General features: G+C 69.8%; 15 protein-coding genes. 10 read left to right on the top strand and 5 right to left on the bottom strand.

Going from position 1 to position 20,535, the window contains the following annotated elements; translation table 11 throughout:
• Positions 1 to 140: 140 nt before the first annotated feature.
• On the bottom strand, positions 141 to 2,702 hold the full coding sequence (locus tag ACWDX7_RS19330) for a transglycosylase domain-containing protein (RefSeq protein ID WP_451488788.1): 2,562 nt from the start codon (positions 2,700 to 2,702) through the stop codon (positions 141 to 143).
• A 272-nt stretch (positions 2,703 to 2,974) separates the two neighbouring features.
• On the opposite strand from ACWDX7_RS19330, the gene ACWDX7_RS19325 reads away from it, so the two are divergent.
• The 3 genes from ACWDX7_RS19325 (at position 2,975) to ACWDX7_RS19315 (ending at position 6,071) form a co-directional block, all read left to right on the top strand.
• Positions 2,975 to 3,577 carry a helix-turn-helix transcriptional regulator gene (locus tag ACWDX7_RS19325; RefSeq protein ID WP_451488789.1) on the top strand — a complete coding sequence of 201 codons (603 nt, stop codon included), beginning with the start codon at positions 2,975 to 2,977 and terminating at the stop codon, positions 3,575 to 3,577.
• 49 nt (positions 3,578 to 3,626) lie between these two features.
• Entirely contained in the window at positions 3,627 to 4,709 is a 1,083-nt protein-coding gene (locus ACWDX7_RS19320) for an inositol-3-phosphate synthase (RefSeq protein ID WP_451488790.1), read from the top strand.
• Between the two features lie 105 nt (positions 4,710 to 4,814).
• Entirely contained in the window at positions 4,815 to 6,071 is a 1,257-nt protein-coding gene (locus ACWDX7_RS19315) for an MFS transporter (RefSeq protein ID WP_451488791.1), read from the top strand.
• A gap of 109 nt (positions 6,072 to 6,180) precedes the next feature.
• Here the strand turns inward: ACWDX7_RS19315 and ACWDX7_RS19310 are convergent, their stop codons facing one another.
• Complete coding sequence (locus ACWDX7_RS19310) at positions 6,181 to 7,647, bottom strand: CCA tRNA nucleotidyltransferase (RefSeq protein WP_451488792.1); 1,467 nt, start codon at positions 7,645 to 7,647, stop codon at positions 6,181 to 6,183.
• Between the two features lie 185 nt (positions 7,648 to 7,832).
• On the opposite strand from ACWDX7_RS19310, the gene ACWDX7_RS19305 reads away from it, so the two are divergent.
• From ACWDX7_RS19305 to trxA, 7 genes are all read left to right on the top strand, one after another.
• The gene (locus ACWDX7_RS19305) at positions 7,833 to 10,094 is read left to right on the top strand and encodes a DUF6049 family protein (protein ID WP_451488793.1); all 2,262 of its coding nucleotides are present in this window, start codon (positions 7,833 to 7,835) and stop codon (positions 10,092 to 10,094) included.
• A 46-nt stretch (positions 10,095 to 10,140) separates the two neighbouring features.
• Positions 10,141 to 12,315: a murein biosynthesis integral membrane protein MurJ gene (gene murJ, locus ACWDX7_RS19300; RefSeq protein ID WP_451488794.1), complete on the top strand. Its 2,175-nt coding sequence runs from the start codon at positions 10,141 to 10,143 to the stop codon at positions 12,313 to 12,315.
• A gap of 117 nt (positions 12,316 to 12,432) precedes the next feature.
• The gene (locus tag ACWDX7_RS19295) at positions 12,433 to 14,154 is read left to right on the top strand and encodes a serine/threonine protein kinase (protein WP_451488795.1); all 1,722 of its coding nucleotides are present in this window, start codon (positions 12,433 to 12,435) and stop codon (positions 14,152 to 14,154) included.
• Positions 14,155 to 14,178: 24 nt separating this feature from the next.
• Complete coding sequence (sigM, locus tag ACWDX7_RS19290) at positions 14,179 to 14,874, top strand: RNA polymerase sigma factor SigM (RefSeq protein ID WP_451488796.1); 696 nt, start codon at positions 14,179 to 14,181, stop codon at positions 14,872 to 14,874.
• Entirely contained in the window at positions 14,871 to 15,791 is a 921-nt protein-coding gene (locus ACWDX7_RS19285; RefSeq protein WP_451488797.1) for an anti-sigma factor family protein, read from the top strand. Before sigM ends, ACWDX7_RS19285 begins: the two co-directional genes overlap by 4 nt.
• Positions 15,792 to 15,916: 125 nt before the next feature.
• On the top strand, positions 15,917 to 16,876 hold the full coding sequence (gene trxB, locus ACWDX7_RS19280) for a thioredoxin-disulfide reductase (RefSeq protein ID WP_451488798.1): 960 nt from the start codon (positions 15,917 to 15,919) through the stop codon (positions 16,874 to 16,876).
• A gap of 49 nt (positions 16,877 to 16,925) precedes the next feature.
• On the top strand, positions 16,926 to 17,267 hold the full coding sequence (gene trxA, locus ACWDX7_RS19275; protein ID WP_112448015.1) for a thioredoxin: 342 nt from the start codon (positions 16,926 to 16,928) through the stop codon (positions 17,265 to 17,267).
• A 64-nt stretch (positions 17,268 to 17,331) separates the two neighbouring features.
• Here trxA and ACWDX7_RS19270 read toward each other — a convergent pair whose 3' ends face one another.
• The 3 genes from ACWDX7_RS19270 to ACWDX7_RS19260 form a co-directional block, all read right to left on the bottom strand.
• On the bottom strand, positions 17,332 to 17,949 hold the full coding sequence (locus ACWDX7_RS19270; protein ID WP_451488799.1) for a GNAT family N-acetyltransferase: 618 nt from the start codon (positions 17,947 to 17,949) through the stop codon (positions 17,332 to 17,334).
• 287 nt (positions 17,950 to 18,236) lie between these two features.
• Positions 18,237 to 19,331 carry a ParB/RepB/Spo0J family partition protein gene (locus ACWDX7_RS19265; protein WP_451488800.1) on the bottom strand — a complete coding sequence of 365 codons (1,095 nt, stop codon included), beginning with the start codon at positions 19,329 to 19,331 and terminating at the stop codon, positions 18,237 to 18,239.
• Entirely contained in the window at positions 19,328 to 20,413 is a 1,086-nt protein-coding gene (locus ACWDX7_RS19260) for a ParA family protein (RefSeq protein ID WP_451488801.1), read from the bottom strand. Before ACWDX7_RS19260 ends, ACWDX7_RS19265 begins: the two co-directional genes overlap by 4 nt.
• Positions 20,414 to 20,535: the final 122 nt, after the last annotated feature.

The following is a 20,535-nucleotide window of genomic DNA, read 5'->3' as shown; positions in this document are numbered from 1 at the left end:
ACCTCGCCGCGGCCATCGGCGTGGCCGTCGCCGCCCTCGTGCTCTTCCTGGCCTTCGGATCCCTCGCCGCGAGCCTGCTGCCCATCGCGACGGCCTTCGTCAGGGTGTGACCGCCGGCCGGCCGGCCCGACCGGCCGAGGTCAGGGGCCCCAGCCGGTCGGCCATCCCGTGGCCCCCGGGCGGCCCGGTCGTGCCGTGTTCGACGGTGAGGGCTCCCCGGTGGCTCCGCCGTCGGCGCCGGGGCTCGGGCTGGGCGAGGCGTCGGCCGGGTCGCAGTACAGCTCCCACGGCTTGCAGGTCGGCTTGCCGCCCTTGGACGGGGACGGGGAGGGCGGCGGCGAGGAGCTCGGCGGAGGCGTGGACGGCGGCGTCGAGGGCGAGGGGACCGCGGACGGCGGGGGCGTGGGCGCACCGACCTCGTCCGCGACGACTCCGATGTCCTCGGCCTCCGGGAAGCGCGTGACGGGGGCGCCCTTGAGCGCTTCCCGCATGTACTCGGTCCAGATCACGGCCGGGATGTCACCGCCGTGGATGGAGTCGGTGCCGCCCACTCGGTTCATGGAGATCAGCTTCTTGTCCGCCGAGGTGGGATCGGTGCGGAACAGGGTGACTGCGGTGGACAGCTCCGGGGTGTAGCCGACGAACCACGCCGACTTGTTCTCGTCCGTGGTGCCGGTCTTGCCCGCGGCGGGGCGCTCCAGCGCCCTGGCCTTCTTGCCCGTGCCGTTCTGGATGACGTTCTCCAGGACCTTGGTGACGTTGTCCGCGATGGAGTCGTCCATGGCCTTCTCCGGGTTGGTGGGCCCAAAGCCCGGCAGCTCCTCGCCGTCCTTCAGCACCTGAGTCACGAAGTACGGCTCGTGGTGCGTACCGGAAGCGGCGAAGGTGGCGTAGGAGCTGGCCATCCGGATGGCGCTCGGCGTCGACGTACCGAGCGCGAAGGAGGCGTCGTTGTTCGGGTTCATCGAGTCGTCGAGGATGCCGGTGGACCTGGCCACCTCGCGGACCTTGGTGTGGCCGACGTCGAAGACGAGCTGGGCGAAGGGCACGTTGATGGACTTCTCCATCGCCTCGTTGAGGGTCACGTAGCCGAAAGGCTGCGGGCTCTCGTTCTTCTGCCGGAAGGGCTTGCCGGAACCGTCGACGAGGGGCTTGCCCTGGCGGTTCTTGATCACGGTGAGGTCATCGGCCATGTACTTGCTGTCGACCGACAGGCCCCGGCCGTCGGAGTTCTGGGTCCCGTACTGCATCGCCGCCGCCAGGACGTACGGCTTCCAGGTGGAGCCGACCGGGACGCCGATGGTGTTGGCATTGTTGGTGAAGTGCTTCTTGTCCCAGCCGGGGCCGCCGTACAGGGCGACGACCGCGCCGTTCTTCGGGTTCACGGAGGCGGCGCCGAACTGGACGTACGTGTCGTACTGGGGGCGCTTCTTCTCGTCGAGGAAGTTGTCGCGGGTGTCCTCGACGGCCTTGGCCAGGGCGTCCACCTTCGGCTTCTGGAAGGTGGTCTTGATCGTGTAGCCGCCCAGGGCCATCTGCTCGGCGGTGATGTTCTTGGTCTTCATCACGTACTGCTTGGCCGTCTCGACCAGGTAGCCGGTCTGTCCGGACATGCCGCGGGCCTGCGCGGACTCGACCAGCGTCGGGAACTTCGTGTACTGCGCCCGCTCCGAGGGGTCCATCCGGCCCACCTCGACCTCGCGGTCCAGCACCCAGGCCCAGCGCTTCCCCGCCCTGACGCTGTTCAGCTCGGGGGTCGCGGCGGGGCCGATGCCACCGTCCGGGTTGTACAGGTTCGGCCCCTTGAGCACGGCGGCCAGGAAGGCGCTCTCGGAGGGGTTCAGCTCCTTGCAGTCCTTGCCGAAGTACGCGCGGGAGGCCGCCTGGATCCCGTAGGCGTCCCGTCCGTAGTAGGCGGTGTTGAGGTAGCCCGCGAGGACCTTGTCCTTCTCCTCGGAGACGCCGAGCTTCAAGGCGATGAAGAGCTCGGTGACCTTCCGCTTGATCGTCTGCTCGGAGTCCAGGTAGGTGTTCTTCACGTACTGCTGGGTGATGGTGGAGCCGCCCTGCGTGGAACCGCCCGTGGCCATGTTCCACACGGCGCGGGCGATGCCCATGGGGTCGACGCCCTTGTCCGTCTCGAAGGACTCGTTCTCCGCGGCGATCACCGCGTTCTGCATGGAGACGGGGATGTCGGCGATCCGCACGATCTGCCGGTTCATCGAACCGCCGGTCGCCACCATCTGGGTTCCGTCGTCCCACTGGAAGACGTTGTTCTGCGCCTGGGCCGCCTTGTTCGGGTCGGGCGTGTTCACCATGGCGATGCCGACGCCGGTTCCGGCGGTGATGATCGCGAAGAAGCCCAGGGCGGTGCCGCCGACGAACTTCCAGGACGGCACGAAGCGCTTCCAGCCGTCCCTGTCCGACCGGGGGTAGTTGATGAGCCTCTTGTCCTGGCTGCCGGCACCGCGGCCGGCTCTTCCGGCTCCGCGGCCACGGCCCGCGGATCCCCGCGGGGCGGCCCGGCGGGCGCCGGCCCGTCCGCCGTGGGGGGGCTGGTCCGCGTACGGTCCACTGGGCGACGAGGTGGGGACGTCACGTCCGGCGTCGGGGCCCCGGCCGGGGCGCTGCGGGGCGGCCCGGCGGGCCGAGGCTCGTCCGCCACCCTGGGGCTGCGGCGGTTTGCGGCGGTGCTCGCTCATCGAACGACTACTCCTCGGGCAGGCGAGTGGCCTGGAAGCGGCAGATGAATTCCGGTCCCCCCGGTGTCATGGCGCACAGACTACGCACGGCCAAAAGCCACTCACTGCCGAAGTTCCCCCCAAACCCGGCAACTCGCTTCGTACGAATCGGTGATGTGACGCCGGTCACCATGTCACCCCTTGTCGTCAGCCGCGCACCGCCCTATCGTCTGGATGTATCGAGCCGATACATCAGCTCGGTATAAAGACTCAGTCGGAGGAGGGGCAGGCGGATGAGCAGACGCTCAGGCATTCTCGAATTCGCCGTCCTCGGCCTGCTTCGCGAATCCCCCATGCACGGCTACGAGCTGCGCAAACGGCTCAACACCTCGCTGGGGGTGTTCAGAGCGTTCAGCTACGGGACGCTCTATCCCTGCCTCAAGACGCTGGTCGCCAACGGCTGGCTGGTCGAAGAACCGGGCAACGCCCCGGAAGACGCGCTGGCCGCTTCACTCGCAGGGCGCCGCGCCAAGATCGTCTACCGGTTGACGGCCGCGGGCAAGGAGCACTTCGAGGAGCTCCTCTCCCACACCGGCCCCGATGCCTGGGAGGACGAGTCCTTCGCCGCCCGCTTCGCCTTCTTCGGCCAGACCGAACGAGACGTACGCATGCGGGTGCTGGAGGGCCGCCGCAGCCGGCTGGAGGAGCGACTCGAAAAGATGCGCGCCTCACTGGCCCGCACGCGCGAGCGCCTCGACGACTACACGCTGGAACTCCAGCGTCACGGCATGGAATCCGTAGAGCGCGAAGTGCGCTGGCTGAACGAGATCATCGAGAGCGAGCGGGCGGGACGGGATCGCAGACGATCCGGTCCGCCCGACGAAACCGCAAAATGAGGCCTGCATCTCGCAGGCTTCGTCCGAGAACAAACAGGGAGCAACCGGAATGGGTTCGGTTCGCGTAGCCATCGTCGGCGTGGGCAACTGCGCCGCCTCGCTGGTGCAGGGCGTCGAGTACTACAAGGACGCCGACCCGGCGGCCAAGGTCCCCGGTCTGATGCACGTCCAGTTCGGCGACTACCACGTGCGTGACATCGAGTTCGTCGCCGCGTTCGACGTCGACGCGAAGAAGGTCGGCCTCGACCTTTCGGACGCCATCGGCGCCAGCGAGAACAACACCATCAAGATCTGCGACGTCCCGAACACCGGTGTGACCGTGCAGCGCGGCCACACCCTGGACGGCCTGGGCAAGTACTACCGCATGACGATCGAGGAGTCTCCCGAGACTCCGGTCGACGTGGTCCAGATCCTCAAGGACCGCCAGGTCGACGTGCTGATCTGCTACCTGCCCGTCGGCTCCGAGGACGCGGCGAAGTTCTACGCCCAGTGCGCCATCGACGCCAAGGTCGCCTTCGTCAACGCGCTCCCGGTCTTCATCGCCGGCACCAAGGAGTGGGCTGACAAGTTCACCGAGGCCGGTGTCCCGATCGTCGGCGACGACATCAAGTCGCAGGTTGGTGCCACCATTACGCACCGCGTGATGGCGAAGCTGTTCGAGGACCGCGGTGTCCGTCTTGAGCGCACCATGCAGCTCAACGTCGGCGGCAACATGGACTTCAAGAACATGCTGGAGCGGGACCGCCTGGAGTCGAAGAAGATCTCCAAGACGCAGGCCGTCACCTCGCAGATCCCCGACCGTGAGCTCGGCGAGAAGAACGTCCACATCGGCCCGTCCGACTACGTGGCCTGGCTCGACGACCGCAAGTGGGCCTACGTCCGCCTCGAAGGCCGCGCCTTCGGCGACGTCCCGCTGAACCTTGAGTACAAGCTCGAAGTGTGGGACTCGCCGAACTCGGCCGGTGTCATCATCGACGCCCTGCGCGCCGCGAAGATCGCAAAGGACCGCGGTATCGGCGGCCCGATCCTGTCGGCGTCCAGCTACTTCATGAAGTCCCCGCCGGTGCAGTATTTCGACGACGAGGCTTACTCGCAGGTCGAGAAGTTCATCAAGGGCGAGGTCGAGCGCTAGCCGAACCCCGAGGGTCCTTCGGACACTTGGACTTCGGTTGTTCTTCCGCGGAGGGTCCCCGGGCAATGTGCCCGGGGACCCTCCGCGTGTGTGACCCTTTGCCTCATGCCTGTCGTACGGGATCTGCGCCTGCTCCTGCGTCTGAAGGACTTCCGCAGCCTGCTCGGGGTACGGCTGCTGTCGCAGGCGGCGGACGGCGTCTACCAGGTCGCGCTCGCCACGTACGTGGTGTTCTCCCCGGAGAAGCAGACCTCTCCGGCGGCCATCGCCTCCGCCATGGCGGTACTGCTGCTGCCCTACTCCGCGATCGGCCCTTTCGCCGGAGTGCTGCTCGACCGCTGGCGCCGCCGCCAGATCTTCCTCTACGGCAACCTGCTGCGGGCCGTCCTCGCCTGCATCACCGCGGTCCTGATCGTCGCGCACGTCCCCGACTGGCTGTTCTACGCCTCGGCGCTGTCCGTGACCGCCGTCAACCGCTTCGTCCTCGCCGGGCTCGCCGCCTCCCTGCCCCACGTCGTCGGCCCGGAGCAACTGGTCACCGCGAACGCGCTCTCACCCACCGCCGGAACCCTCGCGGCAACCGCGGGTGGCGGGCTGGCCTTCCTCGTCCGCCTACTGGCCGCCGGCTCCGACGCCCTCGTCGTGCTGCTGGGCGCCGCGCTCTACCTGTGCGCGGCGCTCCTCTCCCTGCGCCTGGCCATCGGCCTGCTCGGGCCCGACCACCCGCCGGGCAGCCCGACCCCCTCGGTCGCCGAAGGGGTCGTCCACACCGTCCGCGGCATGGCCGAGGGCCTGCGGCACCTGGCCGGCCGGCGGGACGCAGCGCAGGCGCTCGCCGCGATGACCACGATGCGGTTCTGCTACGGGGCGCTGACCGTCATGCTGCTCATGCTCTGCCGCCACGCCTGGTCGGACAACGAATCCGATGGGCTCGCCCTGCTGGGCCTCGCGGTCGGCATCTCCGGAGCGGGCTTCTTCGCAGCCGCCGTCGTCACGCCCTGGATGGTGGGCAGACTGGGCACCCGTGGCTGGATCACCGCCTGCGCCGCCGGCGCGGCCGTCCTCGTCCCGGCGCTCGGCCTGACCTTCGCACCCGAGCCGATACTCGCCGCCGCGTTCATTCTCGGGCTCGCCACCCAAGGCGCGAAGATCTCCACCGACACCGTGGTGCAGTTCCGGGTGGACGACGAGTTCCGTGGCCGCGTCTTCTCCGTCTACGACGTGCTGTTCAACGTCGCGTTCGTGGGCGCGGCCGGCGTGGCCTCCCTGATGCTTCCGCCGGACGGCCGGTCCACGGCTCTGGTCCTGTCCGTGACCGCGCTCTACGCCGCGACCGCGACGCTCCTGAGGCGACGCTCCTGAGCGTCCGGCCGATGTTTCACGTGAAACGTCCGCGCGATGTTTCACGTGAAACCACGGCGTCCATGTTTCACGTGAAACATGGACGCACCGATGCCGACGGCCGTGCGCGTCAGGCCTGCGAGGCCCACCACTCCTTGAGGGCGGCGACCGCTTCCTCACGCTCCATCGGGCCGTTTTCCAGCCGCAGTTCCAGCAGGAAGGCGTAGGCCTTGCCGATCACCGGTCCGGGGCCCACCTCCAGCACCCGCATGATCTCGTTGCCGTCCAGGTCGGGCCGGATCGCGTCCAGTTCCTCCTGCTCCTGCAGCTGCGCGATGCGCTCCTCCAGCCCGTCGTACGTACGGGAGAGTGCGTTCGCCTTGCGCTTGTTGCGCGTGGTGCAGTCGGAGCGGGTCAGCTTGTGCAGGCGCTCCAGCAGCGGACCGGCGTCGCGGACGTAGCGTCGTACCGCGGAGTCGGTCCACTCCCCGTCCCCGTAGCCGTGGAAGCGCAGGTGCAGCTCCACCAGCCGGGACACGTCCCTGACCATGTCGTTGGAGTACTTCAGCGCGGTCATGCGCTTCTTGGTCATCTTCGCCCCCACCACCTCGTGGTGGTGGAAGGAGACCCTGCCGTCGCTCTCGAACCGGCGGGTGCGGGGCTTGCCGATGTCATGGAGCAGGGCCGCGAGCCGGAGCACCAGATCAGGGCCGTCCTCCTCCAGCGCCATCGCCTGCTCCAGCACGATCAGCGAGTGGTCGTAGACGTCCTTGTGCCGGTGGTGCTCGTCACTCTCCAGCCGCAGCGCGGGAAGCTCGGGCAGCACGCGGTCGGCCAGTCCGGTGTCCACGAGCAGGCCGAGACCCTTGCGCGGGTGGGCGGAGAGGATGAGCTTGTTCAGCTCGGCCTGGACCCGCTCCGCCGAGACGATCTCGATCCGGTCCGACATCGCCTTCATCGCCGCCACGACCTCCGGGGCGACCTCGAAGTCCAGCTGCGCCGCGAACCGCGCCGCCCGCATCATGCGCAGCGGGTCGTCGGAGAACGACTCCTCCGGGGTGCCGGGGGTGCGCAGGATGCCGGCCGCCAGGTCCTCCAGGCCGCCGTGCGGATCGATGAACTCCTGCTCGGGCAGGGCCAGTGCCATGGCGTTGACGGTGAAATCGCGGCGGACCAGGTCCTCCTCGATCGAGTCGCCGTAGGAGACCTCGGGCTTGCGCGAAGTGCGGTCGTACGCCTCCGAGCGGTACGTGGTCACCTCGATCTGGAAGTCCCGTTCGGCGTCCGCGACCCGGGCGGCCTTCTGCGCGCCGACCGTCCCGAAGGCGATGCCGATGTCCCACACCGAATCCGCCCACGGCCGGACGATCTTCAGTACCTCCTCGGGCCGGGCATCGGTGGTGAAGTCGAGATCGTTGCCGAGACGCCCGAGCAGCGCGTCGCGGACGGACCCGCCGACCAGGGCGAGGCGGAAGCCCGCCTCCTGGAATCGGCGGCCGAGCTCGTCGGCGACAGGGGCGACCCGCAGCAGTTCACTCACCGCGCGGCGCTGCACCTGGCTCAGGGCACTGGGGTTGTCTTCATTGGCGTTCGGCACAACAGAAAAGGGTACGTGCCCGGCCCGGCGGGGGCTTCCCCCTTTTACGGTGACCCCGGCACTCGGTCCTACCGGGCCCCAGCCGATCATGTGGAGCAAGGCGCGGCACTCGCGCACAGCAGGTCTCGTTACCATGCGTGGACGCACAGACGACGACCACTGACATTCGAGGGACGGGCTAGCGCGTGGCCGAGGCGGCAGACATCCAGGGGCCCGGCCCCGCCCCTGTCCGGCGCCGGTGGCTGCGGCGCGCGGTCGTCCTGCTCGCCGGGACGCCGGTGCTCGCCGCCCTGGTCTACTCGCCCGCCCCGAAGGCACAGGCCGCCGAGGCATCCGTCGACATCCAGCTCGACCGCCTCGCCCCCACCGCCCCGGTCAAGGGCGACACGCTCACCATCTCCGGCACGGTGGTCAACAACAGTCGCGAGACGATCACCGATGCCCATGTGGGTCTGCGGGTCGGTCCCGCCCTGGCCGACCGCTCCGCCATCGAGGAGGCGACGGAACGCGACGGTTTCCGTCCCGGCACCGACCCCGGCGAGATCGACTCGGCCTACGCCGTGAAGATCGCCTCCCTGCCCGCGAAAGCCGACCAGCAGTTCACTCTCACGGTCCCGGTGAACAAGCTGGAGCTGGGCCAGGAGGGTGTCTACCAGCTCGGAGTCTCGCTGTCCGGAGTGACCGGCAGCCGCGCCTCGGAGCAGGTCCTCGGCATCCAGCGGACCTTCCTGCCCTGGCAGCCCGAGGCCGCCGCCAAGCGCTCCCAGCTCACCTACGTGTGGCCACTGATCTCCACCACGCGGGTGACGGCGGAGACCGGCTCGGACGAGCTCCAGACCCCCGTCTTCCTCGACGACTCCCTGACCGAGGAACTGCGGACGGGCGGCCGCCTGGAACGGATGGTCGCTCTCGGCAAGGAGCTGCCGATCACCTGGGTCATCGACCCCGACCTGCTCGCCACGGTCGACGCCATGACCAAGGGGTACCGGGTCCGCACCCCGGACGGGAAGTCCGTCCCGGGCAAGAACAAGGCCGTCGCGGAGCAGTGGCTGAGCTCCCTGGAAGCCGCCGTCCAGGGCAAGAAGGTCGTCGCGCTGCCCTTCGCCGATCCCGATCTCGCCTCACTCGCCCACCAGGGCAAGGACGTCTCCGGCACCCTCGCCCAGCTGCGGCCCGCCACCGACAAGGCCAAGCAAGCCGTCGAGACGGTCCTGCACGTCCCCGCCTCCACCGACTTCTCCTGGCCCGTGAACGGCGCCATCGACCCGGCGATCGTCAACGTGGCCACCTCGGCCGGCGCCCACAACGTCCTCACACGCAGTGACAGCCTCGCGGAGACCGGCGCCCTCCCCCACACCCCCTCGGCCGCCCGCCCCATCGGCGCGGGCACCACCGCCGTCGTCGCGGACACCGAGCTGTCCACCGCCTTCGAAGGCGACATGCTGAATGCCGAGAACTCCGTCCTCGCCGTCCAGCGCTTCCTGTCCCACAGTCTCGCCCTGAATCTTGAGCCGACCGACGAGCAGCGCAGCTTCGTCGTCACCCCGCAGCGGATGCCGTCCGTCAGCCAGGCCGAGACGATGGCCGCCGCGGTACGCGCCCTGCGGGCCGGCCGCTGGACCCAGCCCGCCGACCTGGAAGCCGCGGCCGCGGCCAAGCCGGACCCCGGCGCGGCCACCCAGGTACCGGGAGCGGGTCAGTACCCCGAGGCCCTGCGCAAGCAGGAGCTGCCGGTATCCGCCTTCGAGAAGATCCGCACCACCCAGAACACCGTCGACCACTTCAAGGTCATCCTCACCGCGCCGGACCGCGTCGAGATCCCCTTCGGCAACACCACGAACCGGGAGATGTCCACTTCCTGGCGCGGCCGCCCCGAGGAAGCCCGGATCTACCGGGACCAGGCGCAGGAATACCTGATCGGCCTCACCGAGAAGGTCAAGGTCATCCCCAAGTCGGACGCCACCCTCTCCGGACGCAGCGCGACCATCCCGGTCAGCGTCCAGAACAGCCTCCTCCAGGACGTCCACGGCCTCGTCCTGCGCGTCAAGTCCGCCAACCCCACCCGCCTGATGTTCGGCGACAGCGGCGAGGCCGAGCAGGAAGTCACGGTCCAGGGCGGACACAGCCAGACGATCAAGTTCGATGCCAACGCCACGGCGAGCGGCCCCGTCGAGGTCACCGCACGGCTTTTCACCAAAGACGGCGTGCCCTACGGCAAGGAACGCAAGTTCACCGTCGAGGCAACCGAGATCACCCCCACCGTCATGCTCGTCATCGCCGGCGGTGTGCTCCTCCTCGTTCTCGCAGGCGTCAAGATGTACGCCAGCCGCAAGCGGGTCGCGGCGCGTGCCGCCGCCGAGGAGAGTACGCAGCCGAGTGATGAGAGCCCGGACACCGGACCGCAAAGCACGGACGGGTCCGGCACGGGTGAGACAGTGGACCGTTGAGCGACGCTGTGGCCGGTCGGCCAGGGGACGATGAGGTGGGGTTTCGATGAACGCGCCGTACGACGGTGACCGCGCGCAGGACACTGGTGGGCCCGCGCCCTCCCAGGGCACTGCCCCGGAACCCCCGGTGCCCGGGCAGGTCCCCGCACCTGCGCCCGCTCCGGACCGCGACCCGTATGTCCAGGACGCCTACGACTACGACCCGTACCGGTCCCAGGACCTGTCCGCCCAGGACCCCGTCGCCGAGGTCCTGTACGACCGGGCCGCTCACCCCCCGCCGCCGCCCGGCACCTACCAGGAGCCCGGCCCCCTCTACGCGGCGCCCACGGCACCCGCGTACGCCCCCGACCCGCGCGTCTGGGCCCAGACCCCGCCGCCCGAGCCGGACGGCCCCTCCCGCCACCTTCCGTACGGCGACCGCGCCAGCACCACGGAGTTCGTCGGCGTGGACTCCCTGGTCACCAGGGCCTCCGAGGAAGAGCCCGAACCGGACGCCTTCGCCCACCTGTACCGGGACCAGGAGGCGGCACCCCGCACTCCGGCCGAGGAGGCCCCGGTAGCCGCTCCGGCACCCGCCAAACCGGCCGGGCGGGCCACCAGCCTCCTCAAGTCCAGTGCCCTCATGGCCGCCGGCACGATCGTCTCCCGCATCACCGGCTTCCTGCGGACCCTGGTCATCGCCGGCGCCATCGGCGTCGGCACGTTCAACGACACGTACCAGATCGCCAACACCCTGCCCACGATGATCTACGTGCTGGTCGGAGGCGGCGCGCTCAACGCCGTCTTCATCCCGCAGCTGGTCCGGGCCATGAAGAACGACAGCGACGGCGGTCAGGCCTATGCCAACCGGCTGCTGACCCTCGTCGTGGTCCTGCTGGCCGCCGTCACCACCATCTGCGTCCTGGCCGCACCGGTCTTCATCACAATGATGTCGCCGAAGATCGCCTCGGACCCGCAGCAGATGGACGTGGCGGTCGCCTTCGCCCGCTACTGCCTGCCGACCATGTTCTTCATGGGCGTCCACGTGGTGCTCGGTCAGATCCTCAATGCCCGCGGCCGCTTCGGCGCGATGATGTGGACCCCGGTCCTCAACAACATCGTCGTCATCGCCACCTTCGGCGCCTTCATCTGGGCCTTCGGCGGCTTCACCACCTCCGGGGTGAACGCCACCACCGTCACCGCCGACGGAGTCCGCCTGCTGGGCCTGGGCACCCTCCTCGGACTCACCGTCCAGGCCCTCGCGATGCTGCCCTACCTGCGCGACGCCGGCTTCACGCCCCGCCTGCGCTTCGACTGGAAGGGCCAGGGCCTCGGCAAGGCCGCCGGCCTGGCCAAGTGGACGTTCTTCTTCGTCCTCGCCAACCAGATCGGCCTCGTCGTCGTCACCCAGCTCGCCACCTGGGCCGGGTCCGTCGCCGAGCAGCAGGGCCACCCCGGCACCGGCATCACCGCCTACAACTACGCACTGCTGCTGTGGCAGATGCCGCAGGCCATCATCACCGTCTCCGTCATGACGGCCGTCCTGCCCCGCATCTCGCGCTCCGCCCACGACGGGGACGCCGCCGCCGTCCGCGACGACATCTCCTACGGGCTGCGCACCTCGGCCGTCGCGATCGTGCCCTGCGCCTTCGCGTTCCTCGCGCTCGGCGTCCCCATGGCCACCCTGCTCTACGCCGGATCCGGCGCCGGCGCCCAGAACATCGGCTACATCCTGATGGCCTTCGGCCTCGGACTGATCCCGTACTCCGTCCAGTACGTGGTCCTGCGCGGCTTCTACGCCTACGAGGACACCCGAACGCCCTTCTACAACACCTGCATCGTGGCCGCCGTCAACGCGGTGGTCTCCACGGCATCCTTCTTCGTGCTCCCCGCCCGGTGGGCGGTCGTCGGCATGGCCGCCGCCTACGGCCTCGGCTACGCCGTCGGCGTCGGCGTCGCCTGGCGCCGCCTGCGCACCCGCCTCGGCGGCGACCTCGACGGCGCCCACGTGATGCGCACCTACGCCCGCCTCACCGGCGCCTGCGTCCCGGCCGCCGCCGTGGCAGGCGCCGCCGCCTACGGGGTCACCCAGTGGCTGGGCAGCGGAGTCATCGGCTCCGCCACCGCCCTCCTCGCCGGCACCATCGCTCTGGCAGCCGTCTTCCTCATCGCCGCCAAGCGGATGCGGATCGAAGAGCTCAACGCCATGGTCGGTATGGTTCGCGGACGTTTGGGGCGCTGATGCGCACAACCGTCGCCCCCCTTCGCGTGTCGTGCATAGCGGCGGACTGTGGGCACAATTGGCATGGCTTCGCAGACTGGCCTACAGCGCGCAACGGATGGGGAGGCGGGGACGACGGTGGCGGAACGTAGCACGGCTGCCGTCGACGTGGCCGACAACAGCGGCGACGAGCCGCTGGCCGCGCAAGCGGCCAAGGCCACGGCCGACGGGGTGGACACCCAGAACGCACGAGCCGCGGACGGACCCATGCCCGAGAAGGACGGCGAACGCCCCAACGCGGCCCCCGCGGCCGCACCCGAACTCCACAGCGGACACAAACTCGCAAGGCGATACCGCCTTGAGGAATGCGTCACCCGTGTGGACGGCTTCAGCAGCTGGCGCGCGATGGACGAGAAGCTGCGCCGGGCCGTGGGCGTCCACCTGCTGCCCGCCGACCACCCGCGAGCCCGCTCCGTCCTGGCGGCCGCACGCTCCTCCGCCCTGCTCGGCGACCCCCGGTTCGTCCAGGTCCTGGACGCCGTGGAAGAGAACGACCTCGTCTACGTCGTGCACGAATGGCTGCCCGACGCCACCGAGCTCACGGCGCTCCTCGCGGCCGGCCCCTTCGAAGCCCACGAGGCCTACCAGCTCGTCAGCCAGGTCTCCCAGGCCATGACGGCCGCCCACCGCGAGGGCCTCGCCCACCTGCGCCTGACCCCCAGCGCAATACTGCGCACCTCCACGGGCCAGTACCGCATCCGCGGCCTCGCCGTGAACGCCGCCCTGCGCGGCATCACCAGCGAGACTCCGCAGCGCGCCGACACCGAAGCCATCGGCGCGCTCCTCTACGCCGCCCTGACGCAGCGCTGGCCGTACGAGAACGACGCCTACGGCCTCACCGGCCTCCCCAAGGGCGTCGGCCTCATCGCCCCCGACCAGGTCCGCGCCGGCGTCCACCGGGGTCTGGGCGAACTCGCCATGCGCGCCCTGGCCAACGACGGGGCCACCGCCTCCCGCCAGGAACCCGCCTTCACCACCCCCGAGGAACTGGCCAAGGCGGTTGCCGCGATGCCCCGCATCCGGCCGCCCGAGCCGGCGTTCACCGCCCCGCCCGAATACCAGCAGACCACCTACCAGCAGGGCAGCTACGGCCGGCCCAGCCCCTCCGGCATGCCCACCGGCACGACCGTCACGGTCGTGCCGCCGCCGCCCCCACTGCAGAGCCGCACCGGCCGGGCCCTCAAGTGGGGTGTGGCCGCCCTGCTGATCGCCGCCCTCGGCCTGGGCAGCTGGCAACTGGCCGACACCCTCCTGGACCACAGAACCCAGAAGGGCAGCAGCGGCACCAACAACACCCCGATCGAAACCGTCGACACCGCTGAGAAGAAGGGCCCAGCTCCGCTGGAGGTCAAGGGAGCCCTGGAGTACTACCCGGACGGGAAAGCGCAGGACGCCGATGGTGTCGCGAAAACCTACGACGGAGACGCCTCCACGTACTGGCGCACCAAGAGCTACTACGACGGCCCCGAGATGAAGATCAAGGACGGCGTCGGCATCGTCTACGATCTCGGCTCCGAGCACGAGGTCAGCGCGGCCTCGATAGCGTTGAAGTACACGGGCGAGCGCACCACCCTCACGCTGTACGCCACCGACGCCAAGTCCCCCAAGGGCCCCATCAGCTCCATGGCGAAGATCGCCGCCACGACCACCACTGAAACCGCCCTTCAGCTGACCGCGGAGAAGCCGGTCAAGACGCGGTACGTGCTGCTGTGGGTCACCGCCATGCCACATGCCCCACTCGACGACTTCAGCGGCCCCGGCTATAAGCAGGCCATCACGGACGTGAAGTTCTCGGGCTGACCGCACAACCGGGGAGGGGCTCCGTTGAACGACACGACACCCGGCGGCAGCAGCGACCAGCAACTCATGACGCTGCACGCCGCCGGGCACCCCGAGGCCTTCGGGGAGCTCGTACGGCGTCACCGGGACCGGTTGTGGGCCGTGGCACTGCGGACCCTCGGTGACCGCGAGGAGGCCGCCGACGCCGTGCAGGACGCGCTCGTCTCCGCCTACCGGGCCGCGCACACCTTCCGCGGCGAATCCGCGGTCACCACCTGGCTGCACCGCATCACCGTGAACGCGTGCCTCGACCGTGCCCGCAAGGCCGCCTCCCGCAGGACCGCGCCCCTCGACGACACGGACCGCCTGGAGCGCCTTCTGGAGCCCCACGAATCCGCCGAGGCCCCCGCGGAGCGCCAGGACCTCCACCGCGAGCTCCTGGCCGCTCTCAGCACGCTCCCGCCCGAACAACGAGCCGCGCTGGTCCTCGTCGACATGCAGGGCTACCCCGTCGCGGAAGCCGCCCGCATCCTCGACGTCCCCACCGGCACCGTGAAGAGCCGGTGCGCCCGGGGCCGGGCGAAACTCGTCCCGATGCTCACTCATCTGCGCACGGACGCCGGGGATAACACCGACATCGAGGGGGGAAGGAACCGGACGCCGGGGACATCCGTCCCACCAACGGCAGATCCCAGGCATCCAGACCCAGACGCTGTGAAGGGCGGAGGTGGACGACCGTGAGCCCCACGACCGGCACGACCGGCACGATCCGGCACCCGGACGTCTCGGAGATCTCCGACCTGGCCGAGGGACTCCTCTCCCCGGCCCGTTCCGCAGAGGTACTCCGGCACCTCGGCGCGTGCTCCCTGTGCGCCGACGTCCGCGCGTCCCTGGACGAGATCCGCGGACTGCTGGGCACCCTTCCGGGGCCGCCCCGCATGCCCGCCGAGATCGCGGGCCGCATCGACGCGGCCCTCGCCGCCGAAGCGCTCCTGGACTCCACCACGCCCCGCGCCGTCGTGGCGGACCGCGATGTTTCACGTGAAACATCGCACGCACCGGCCGGCCCCGCCGGAAACCGGCCGTCCGGTCACCCGTCCGATCCCTCCCGTCCCGGCAGACGCCGTGCGCGCCGCCGGATCGCCGTACTGGCGGGCCTGGCCGGCGCCGCCGCCTGCGCACTCGGAATCTTCCTGTTCAACGGCTTCTCGGGCACACCTCCCCGCGACACCGCCGTCCGCACCGACGCCCCGAGCTCCGCCACCCAGCACTCCGGCCAGGACACCACCTACACCGCCCAGGGGCTGGGGGCCAGCGTCCAACAGCTCCTGGACTCGGGCCAGGGCGCCGAGACGGACCCGGGGAAGCAGAACAACACCTACGGCACGGAGAACATCCCCACTGCCCCCGGCCTCGCCCCCGACGACCGCAGGGCCACCGCGGTGCCCGGGTGCGTCCAGAGCGCCACCGGGCGTCCTGATGTCCCGCTCGCCACCGAACGCGGCACCTACCAGGGCACGGACGTCTACCTCCTCGTCCTGCCGCACTCGGGTGACTCCACCCGGGTGGACGCCTACCTCATCGCCGCCGGATGCGGGAACGGCGCTTCGGCCACCCCCGAGAAGCCTCTGCTGACCAGCACCTTCCCCCGAAGCTGACACGTTGAGGTCCGCACGGGGACCGGCAGGGAATGCATGCGCCGTAGGATCCGTTGGGTGGGGTGACAGTCCACACCGGCCCCCCGGTAAGCAGCACGCAGTCCGCAGAGACGAGGAAGAAACCCGTGAGCGACGTCCGAAACGTGATCATCATCGGCTCCGGGCCGGCCGGTTACACCGCCGCCCTGTACACCGCACGTGCTTCGCTCAAGCCTCTGGTCTTCGAAGGTGCCGTCACCGCCGGTGGCGCGCTGATGAACACCACCGAGGTCGAGAACTTCCCCGGTTTCCAGGACGGCATCATGGGCCCGGACCTCATGGACAACATGCGCGCCCAGGCCGAGCGCTTCGGCGCCGAGCTGGTGCCGGACGACATCGTGGCCGTGGACCTCACCGGTGACATCAAGACCGTCACCGACACCGCCGGCACCGTGCACCGCGCGAAGGCCGTCATCATCAGCACCGGCTCCCAGCACCGCAAGCTCGGCCTTCCCAACGAGGACGCGCTCTCCGGCCGCGGTGTCTCCTGGTGCGCCACCTGCGACGGCTTCTTCTTCAAGGACCAGGACATCGCCGTCGTCGGCGGCGGCGACACCGCGATCGAGGAAGCCACCTTCCTCTCCCGGTTCGCCAAGTCCGTCACGATCGTCCACCGCCGTGACAGCCTCCGCGCCTCCAAGGCCATGCAGAACCGCGCGTTCGCCGACCCGAAGATCAAGTTCGCCTGGGACAGCGAGGTCGCCGAGATCCACGGCGAGCAGAAGCTGTCCGGTCTGACCCTGCGCAACACCAGGACCGGTGAGACCTCGGCGCTGCCCGTGACCGGCCTCTTCATCGCCGTCGGCCACGACCCGCGCACCGAGCTGTTCAAGGACCAACTGGAGCTGGACGACGAGGGCTACCTCAAGGTCGCCGCCCCCTCCACCCGGACGAACCTCACCGGCGTGTTCGGCGCGGGCGACGTCGTGGACCACACTTACCGTCAGGCCATTACCGCCGCCGGCACCGGGTGCTCCGCCGCCCTGGACGCCGAGCGCTTCCTCGCCGCCCTCGCGGACGCCGAGCACGCGCACGCGACGGTCTGACCCCGCACCACCCCCCAGCCCACACCCCGCAGGAAAGAAGGAGGCCGCCGTGGCCGGCACCCTCAAGAATGTGACCGACGCAGACTTCGACGCCGAGGTCCTCAGGAGCGACAAGCCCGTACTGGTGGACTTCTGGGCCGCCTGGTGCGGACCGTGCCGCCAGATCGCGCCGTCCCTGGAGGCCATCGCCGCCGAGTACGGGGACCAGATCGAGATCGTCAAGCTGAACATCGACGAGAACCCCGCCACGGCCGCCAAGTACGGCGTCATGTCCATCCCGACCCTGAACGTCTACCAGGGCGGGGAGGTCGCCAAGACCATCGTCGGTGCCAAGCCGAAGGCCGCCATCCTGCGCGACCTCGCCGACTTCGTCGAGGTCAAGACCGTCTGACGGTGCTGCGTTTCACGTGAAACGGGGCCGCCCCCCAAGGGGCGGCCCCGTTTCCACATCCAGCTCACAGCGGACGCAGCGCCGGCTCTTTGCGCGCCGCGCCCAGCAGCCGGTCCAATGCCAGCTCCACGTCTTCCTTCCAGGACAGCGTCGAGCGCAACTCCAGCCGCAGCCGCGGGTGCACCGGATGCGGCCGTACCGTCTTGAAGCCGACCGCCAGCAGATGGTCCGCCGGCAGCAGACAGGCCGGGCCCTCCCACCGTGCGTCCCCGAACGCCTCGATCGCCCGGAATCCCCGCCGCAGCAGGTCCTTGGCCAACGTCTGGACCATCACGCGCCCCAGGCCCTGCCCCTGGTACCCCGGCATGATCCACGCCGTGATCAGCTGCACGGCGTCCGGAGACACCGGACTCGTCGGAAACGCCGTGGCCCGGGGCACGTACGCCGGCGGGGCGTAAAGGACGAAGCCCACGGGCACCTCGTCCACATACACCACGCGACCGCACGAGCCCCACTCCAGCAGGACGGCGGAGATCCACGCCTCCTTCTGGAGTTCCGCGGTACCCGCCTTCACGGCGGCCTCACCGCTGACCGGATCCAGTTCCCAGAACACACAGGACCGGCAACGCAGGGGCAGATCCTGGAGGTTGTCCAGGGTGAGCGGTACCAGCCGACGACCCATGACCGCATGGTATCCACTGGCCCCCCGTCTTCCACGGCACAGCCCTTCGACGGCACGGCGCAGGCCGGCTACCGCGGGCAGGCACAGCGCAGACGACCCCAACACGGGCGGCCACAACACGGGCAGGCGCAAGCAGCAGGCGACGGCCCAGGCAAGCGGAGCACAGCCACCGTCGCCGCCACCGCCACCCCCACCACCGGTACGGTCACCGCCACCGGCACCGCGGCACAGCGAAGGGCGGACCGGCCCGGTTCCCACCGGCACGGCCCGCCCTCAGCGGTCCGGGATCACTCCCCGGAAAGACCCTGCTCCAGCACCCGGCCCTCGCCCGGTGCCAGCGTCCCCAGAATCCGCTCCAGATCCTCCATCGAGGCGAACTCGACGGTGATCTTGCCCTTCTTCTGGCCCAGGTCCACCTTCACCCGCGTCTCGAACCGGTCCGACAGCCGCGTCGCCAACTCGCTCAGCGCCGGAGCCACCCGGGCACCCGCCCGCGGCCCCTTCGGCTTCACCGTGCTGGAAGGCTCCGACGCCATCAGCGCCACGATCTCCTCCACCGCACGCACCGACAGTTGCTCGGCCACGATCCGATGCGCGAGCCGGTCCTGCTCGCCGGAGTCCTCCACCGACAGCAGCGCACGCGCATGCCCAGCCGAGATCACTCCAGCTGCCACCCGGCGCTGGATCGACGGCGACAGCTTCAGCAGCCGCAGCGTGTTCGACACCTGCGGACGCGAGCGTCCGATGCGGTCCGCCAGCTGATCATGCGTGCAATGGAAGTCCTGGAGCAGTTGGTCGTACGCCGCTGCCTCCTCCAGTGGATTCAGCTGCGCCCGGTGCAGGTTTTCCAGGAGGGCGTCCAACAGCAGCTTCTCGTCGTCCGTCGCCCGGATGATCGCCGGAATGCGCTCCAGCCCGGCCTTTCGGCAAGCCCGCCACCGCCGCTCGCCCATGATGAGCTCGTAGCGGCCCGGCCCCGACTGCCGCACCACGACCGGCTGGAGCAGGCCCACCTCCTGAATCGATGTCACGAGCTCCGCCAAGGCGTCCTCGTCGAACACCTCACGCGGCTGCCTCGGGTTCGGCGTGATCGAATCCATCGGAAGCTCGGCGAATGTCGCGCCCGCCACCTCAGGGGGCTCGGTCGCCGGAACCGGCTCGGGCTCCGGCACCGGGACGACGACCGAAGACGTTTCACGTGAAACATCGGCCTGCGCCAGTGAGGCCAGCTTCGCCGCCGCGACCCCTCGCTCCGAGGTCAGCACCGGCACCGCCGACGGGGACGTCGACCCGGCACTGATCGCCGGCGGCGTTCTCTCTTGGGGAGCTGCCGGGATCAGCGCACCGAGTCCCCGCCCCAGGCCCCTACGTCGCTCACTCACTGGATCCCCTCCGCCACATTCCGCGTGCTGTTCATGCCCATGCCCAGATGGGCCTGGTGGGCGTCGTACTGCATTCCGACCCCGCGGAACGCGATCTCCCGTGCCGCCTCCAGGTAGGAGAGCGAGCCGCTTGAACCCGGGTCATAGGTGAGCACCGTCTGCCCATAACTGGGTGCCTCCGAAATGCGCACCGACCGCGGGATGCTCGTCCGCAGCACCTCCTTGCCGAAATGCGTGCGCACTTCCTCCGCCACCTGCGAGGCCAACCGGGTCCTGCCGTCGTACATCGTCAGCAGGATCGTCGACACGTGCAGCGTCGGATTCAGGTGGGCGCGCACCAGGTCGACATTGCGCAGGAGCTGCCCCAGCCCCTCCAGCGCGTAGTACTCGCACTGGATGGGAATCAGCACCTCGGCCCCCGCCACCAGTGCGTTCACCGTCAGCAGCCCCAGCGAGGGCGGGCAGTCGATCAGGATGTAGTCGAGCGGCTGCTCGTACGCCTGGATCGCCCGCTGCAAGCGGCTCTCCCGCGCGACGAGCGACACCAGCTCGATCTCCGCACCTGCCAGATCGATCGTGGCGGGAGCACAGAACAGGCCCTCCACATCCACCACCGGCTGGACGACCTCCAGGAGGGGCCGGCTGTCCACGAGCACGTCGTAGATGGACGGGACATCGGCATGGTGATCGATGCCCAGCGCCGTGGACGCGTTGCCCTGCGGGTCCAGGTCGACCACCATCACCCTGGCCCCGTGCAGGGCCAGCGAAGCCGCCAGATTCACGGTCGTCGTGGTCTTGCCCACGCCGCCCTTCTGGTTGGCGACCACGATGACCCTGGTCTGCGGGGGCCGGGGCAGCCCCTGGCCGGCGCGCCCCAGGGCCTCGACGGCCAGCTGGGCGGACCGGCCGATGGGAGTGTCGTTGTCTACAAGGGGCGACGATGTTTCACGTGAAACATCGTCGCCCACCGGTTCAGAGCGGGGACCGGGGACCGGATCGGCCATCGGCCCCGCGAGGTTGGCGTCGGACCGCACGGTGTCACTCTCCTCGACAGCGGGCTCGGGATGCACAGAGCCTCCCATGTCACCCGGGGCACGAACCAGCGGGGCCCGTACTCCTGTGGATGAATCCACCGATGTGGACAACTCCGTCCCCCTCGCCTCCTTACGTTGACGGGGGGACGACGCCGCACGACCGCGGCTGA

It is taken from the genome of Streptomyces sp. NPDC003034, from assembly GCF_053591375.1.
The sequence above is the reverse complement of the archived record's forward strand: the minus strand, read 5'-3'. Positions and strand labels throughout refer to the sequence as shown.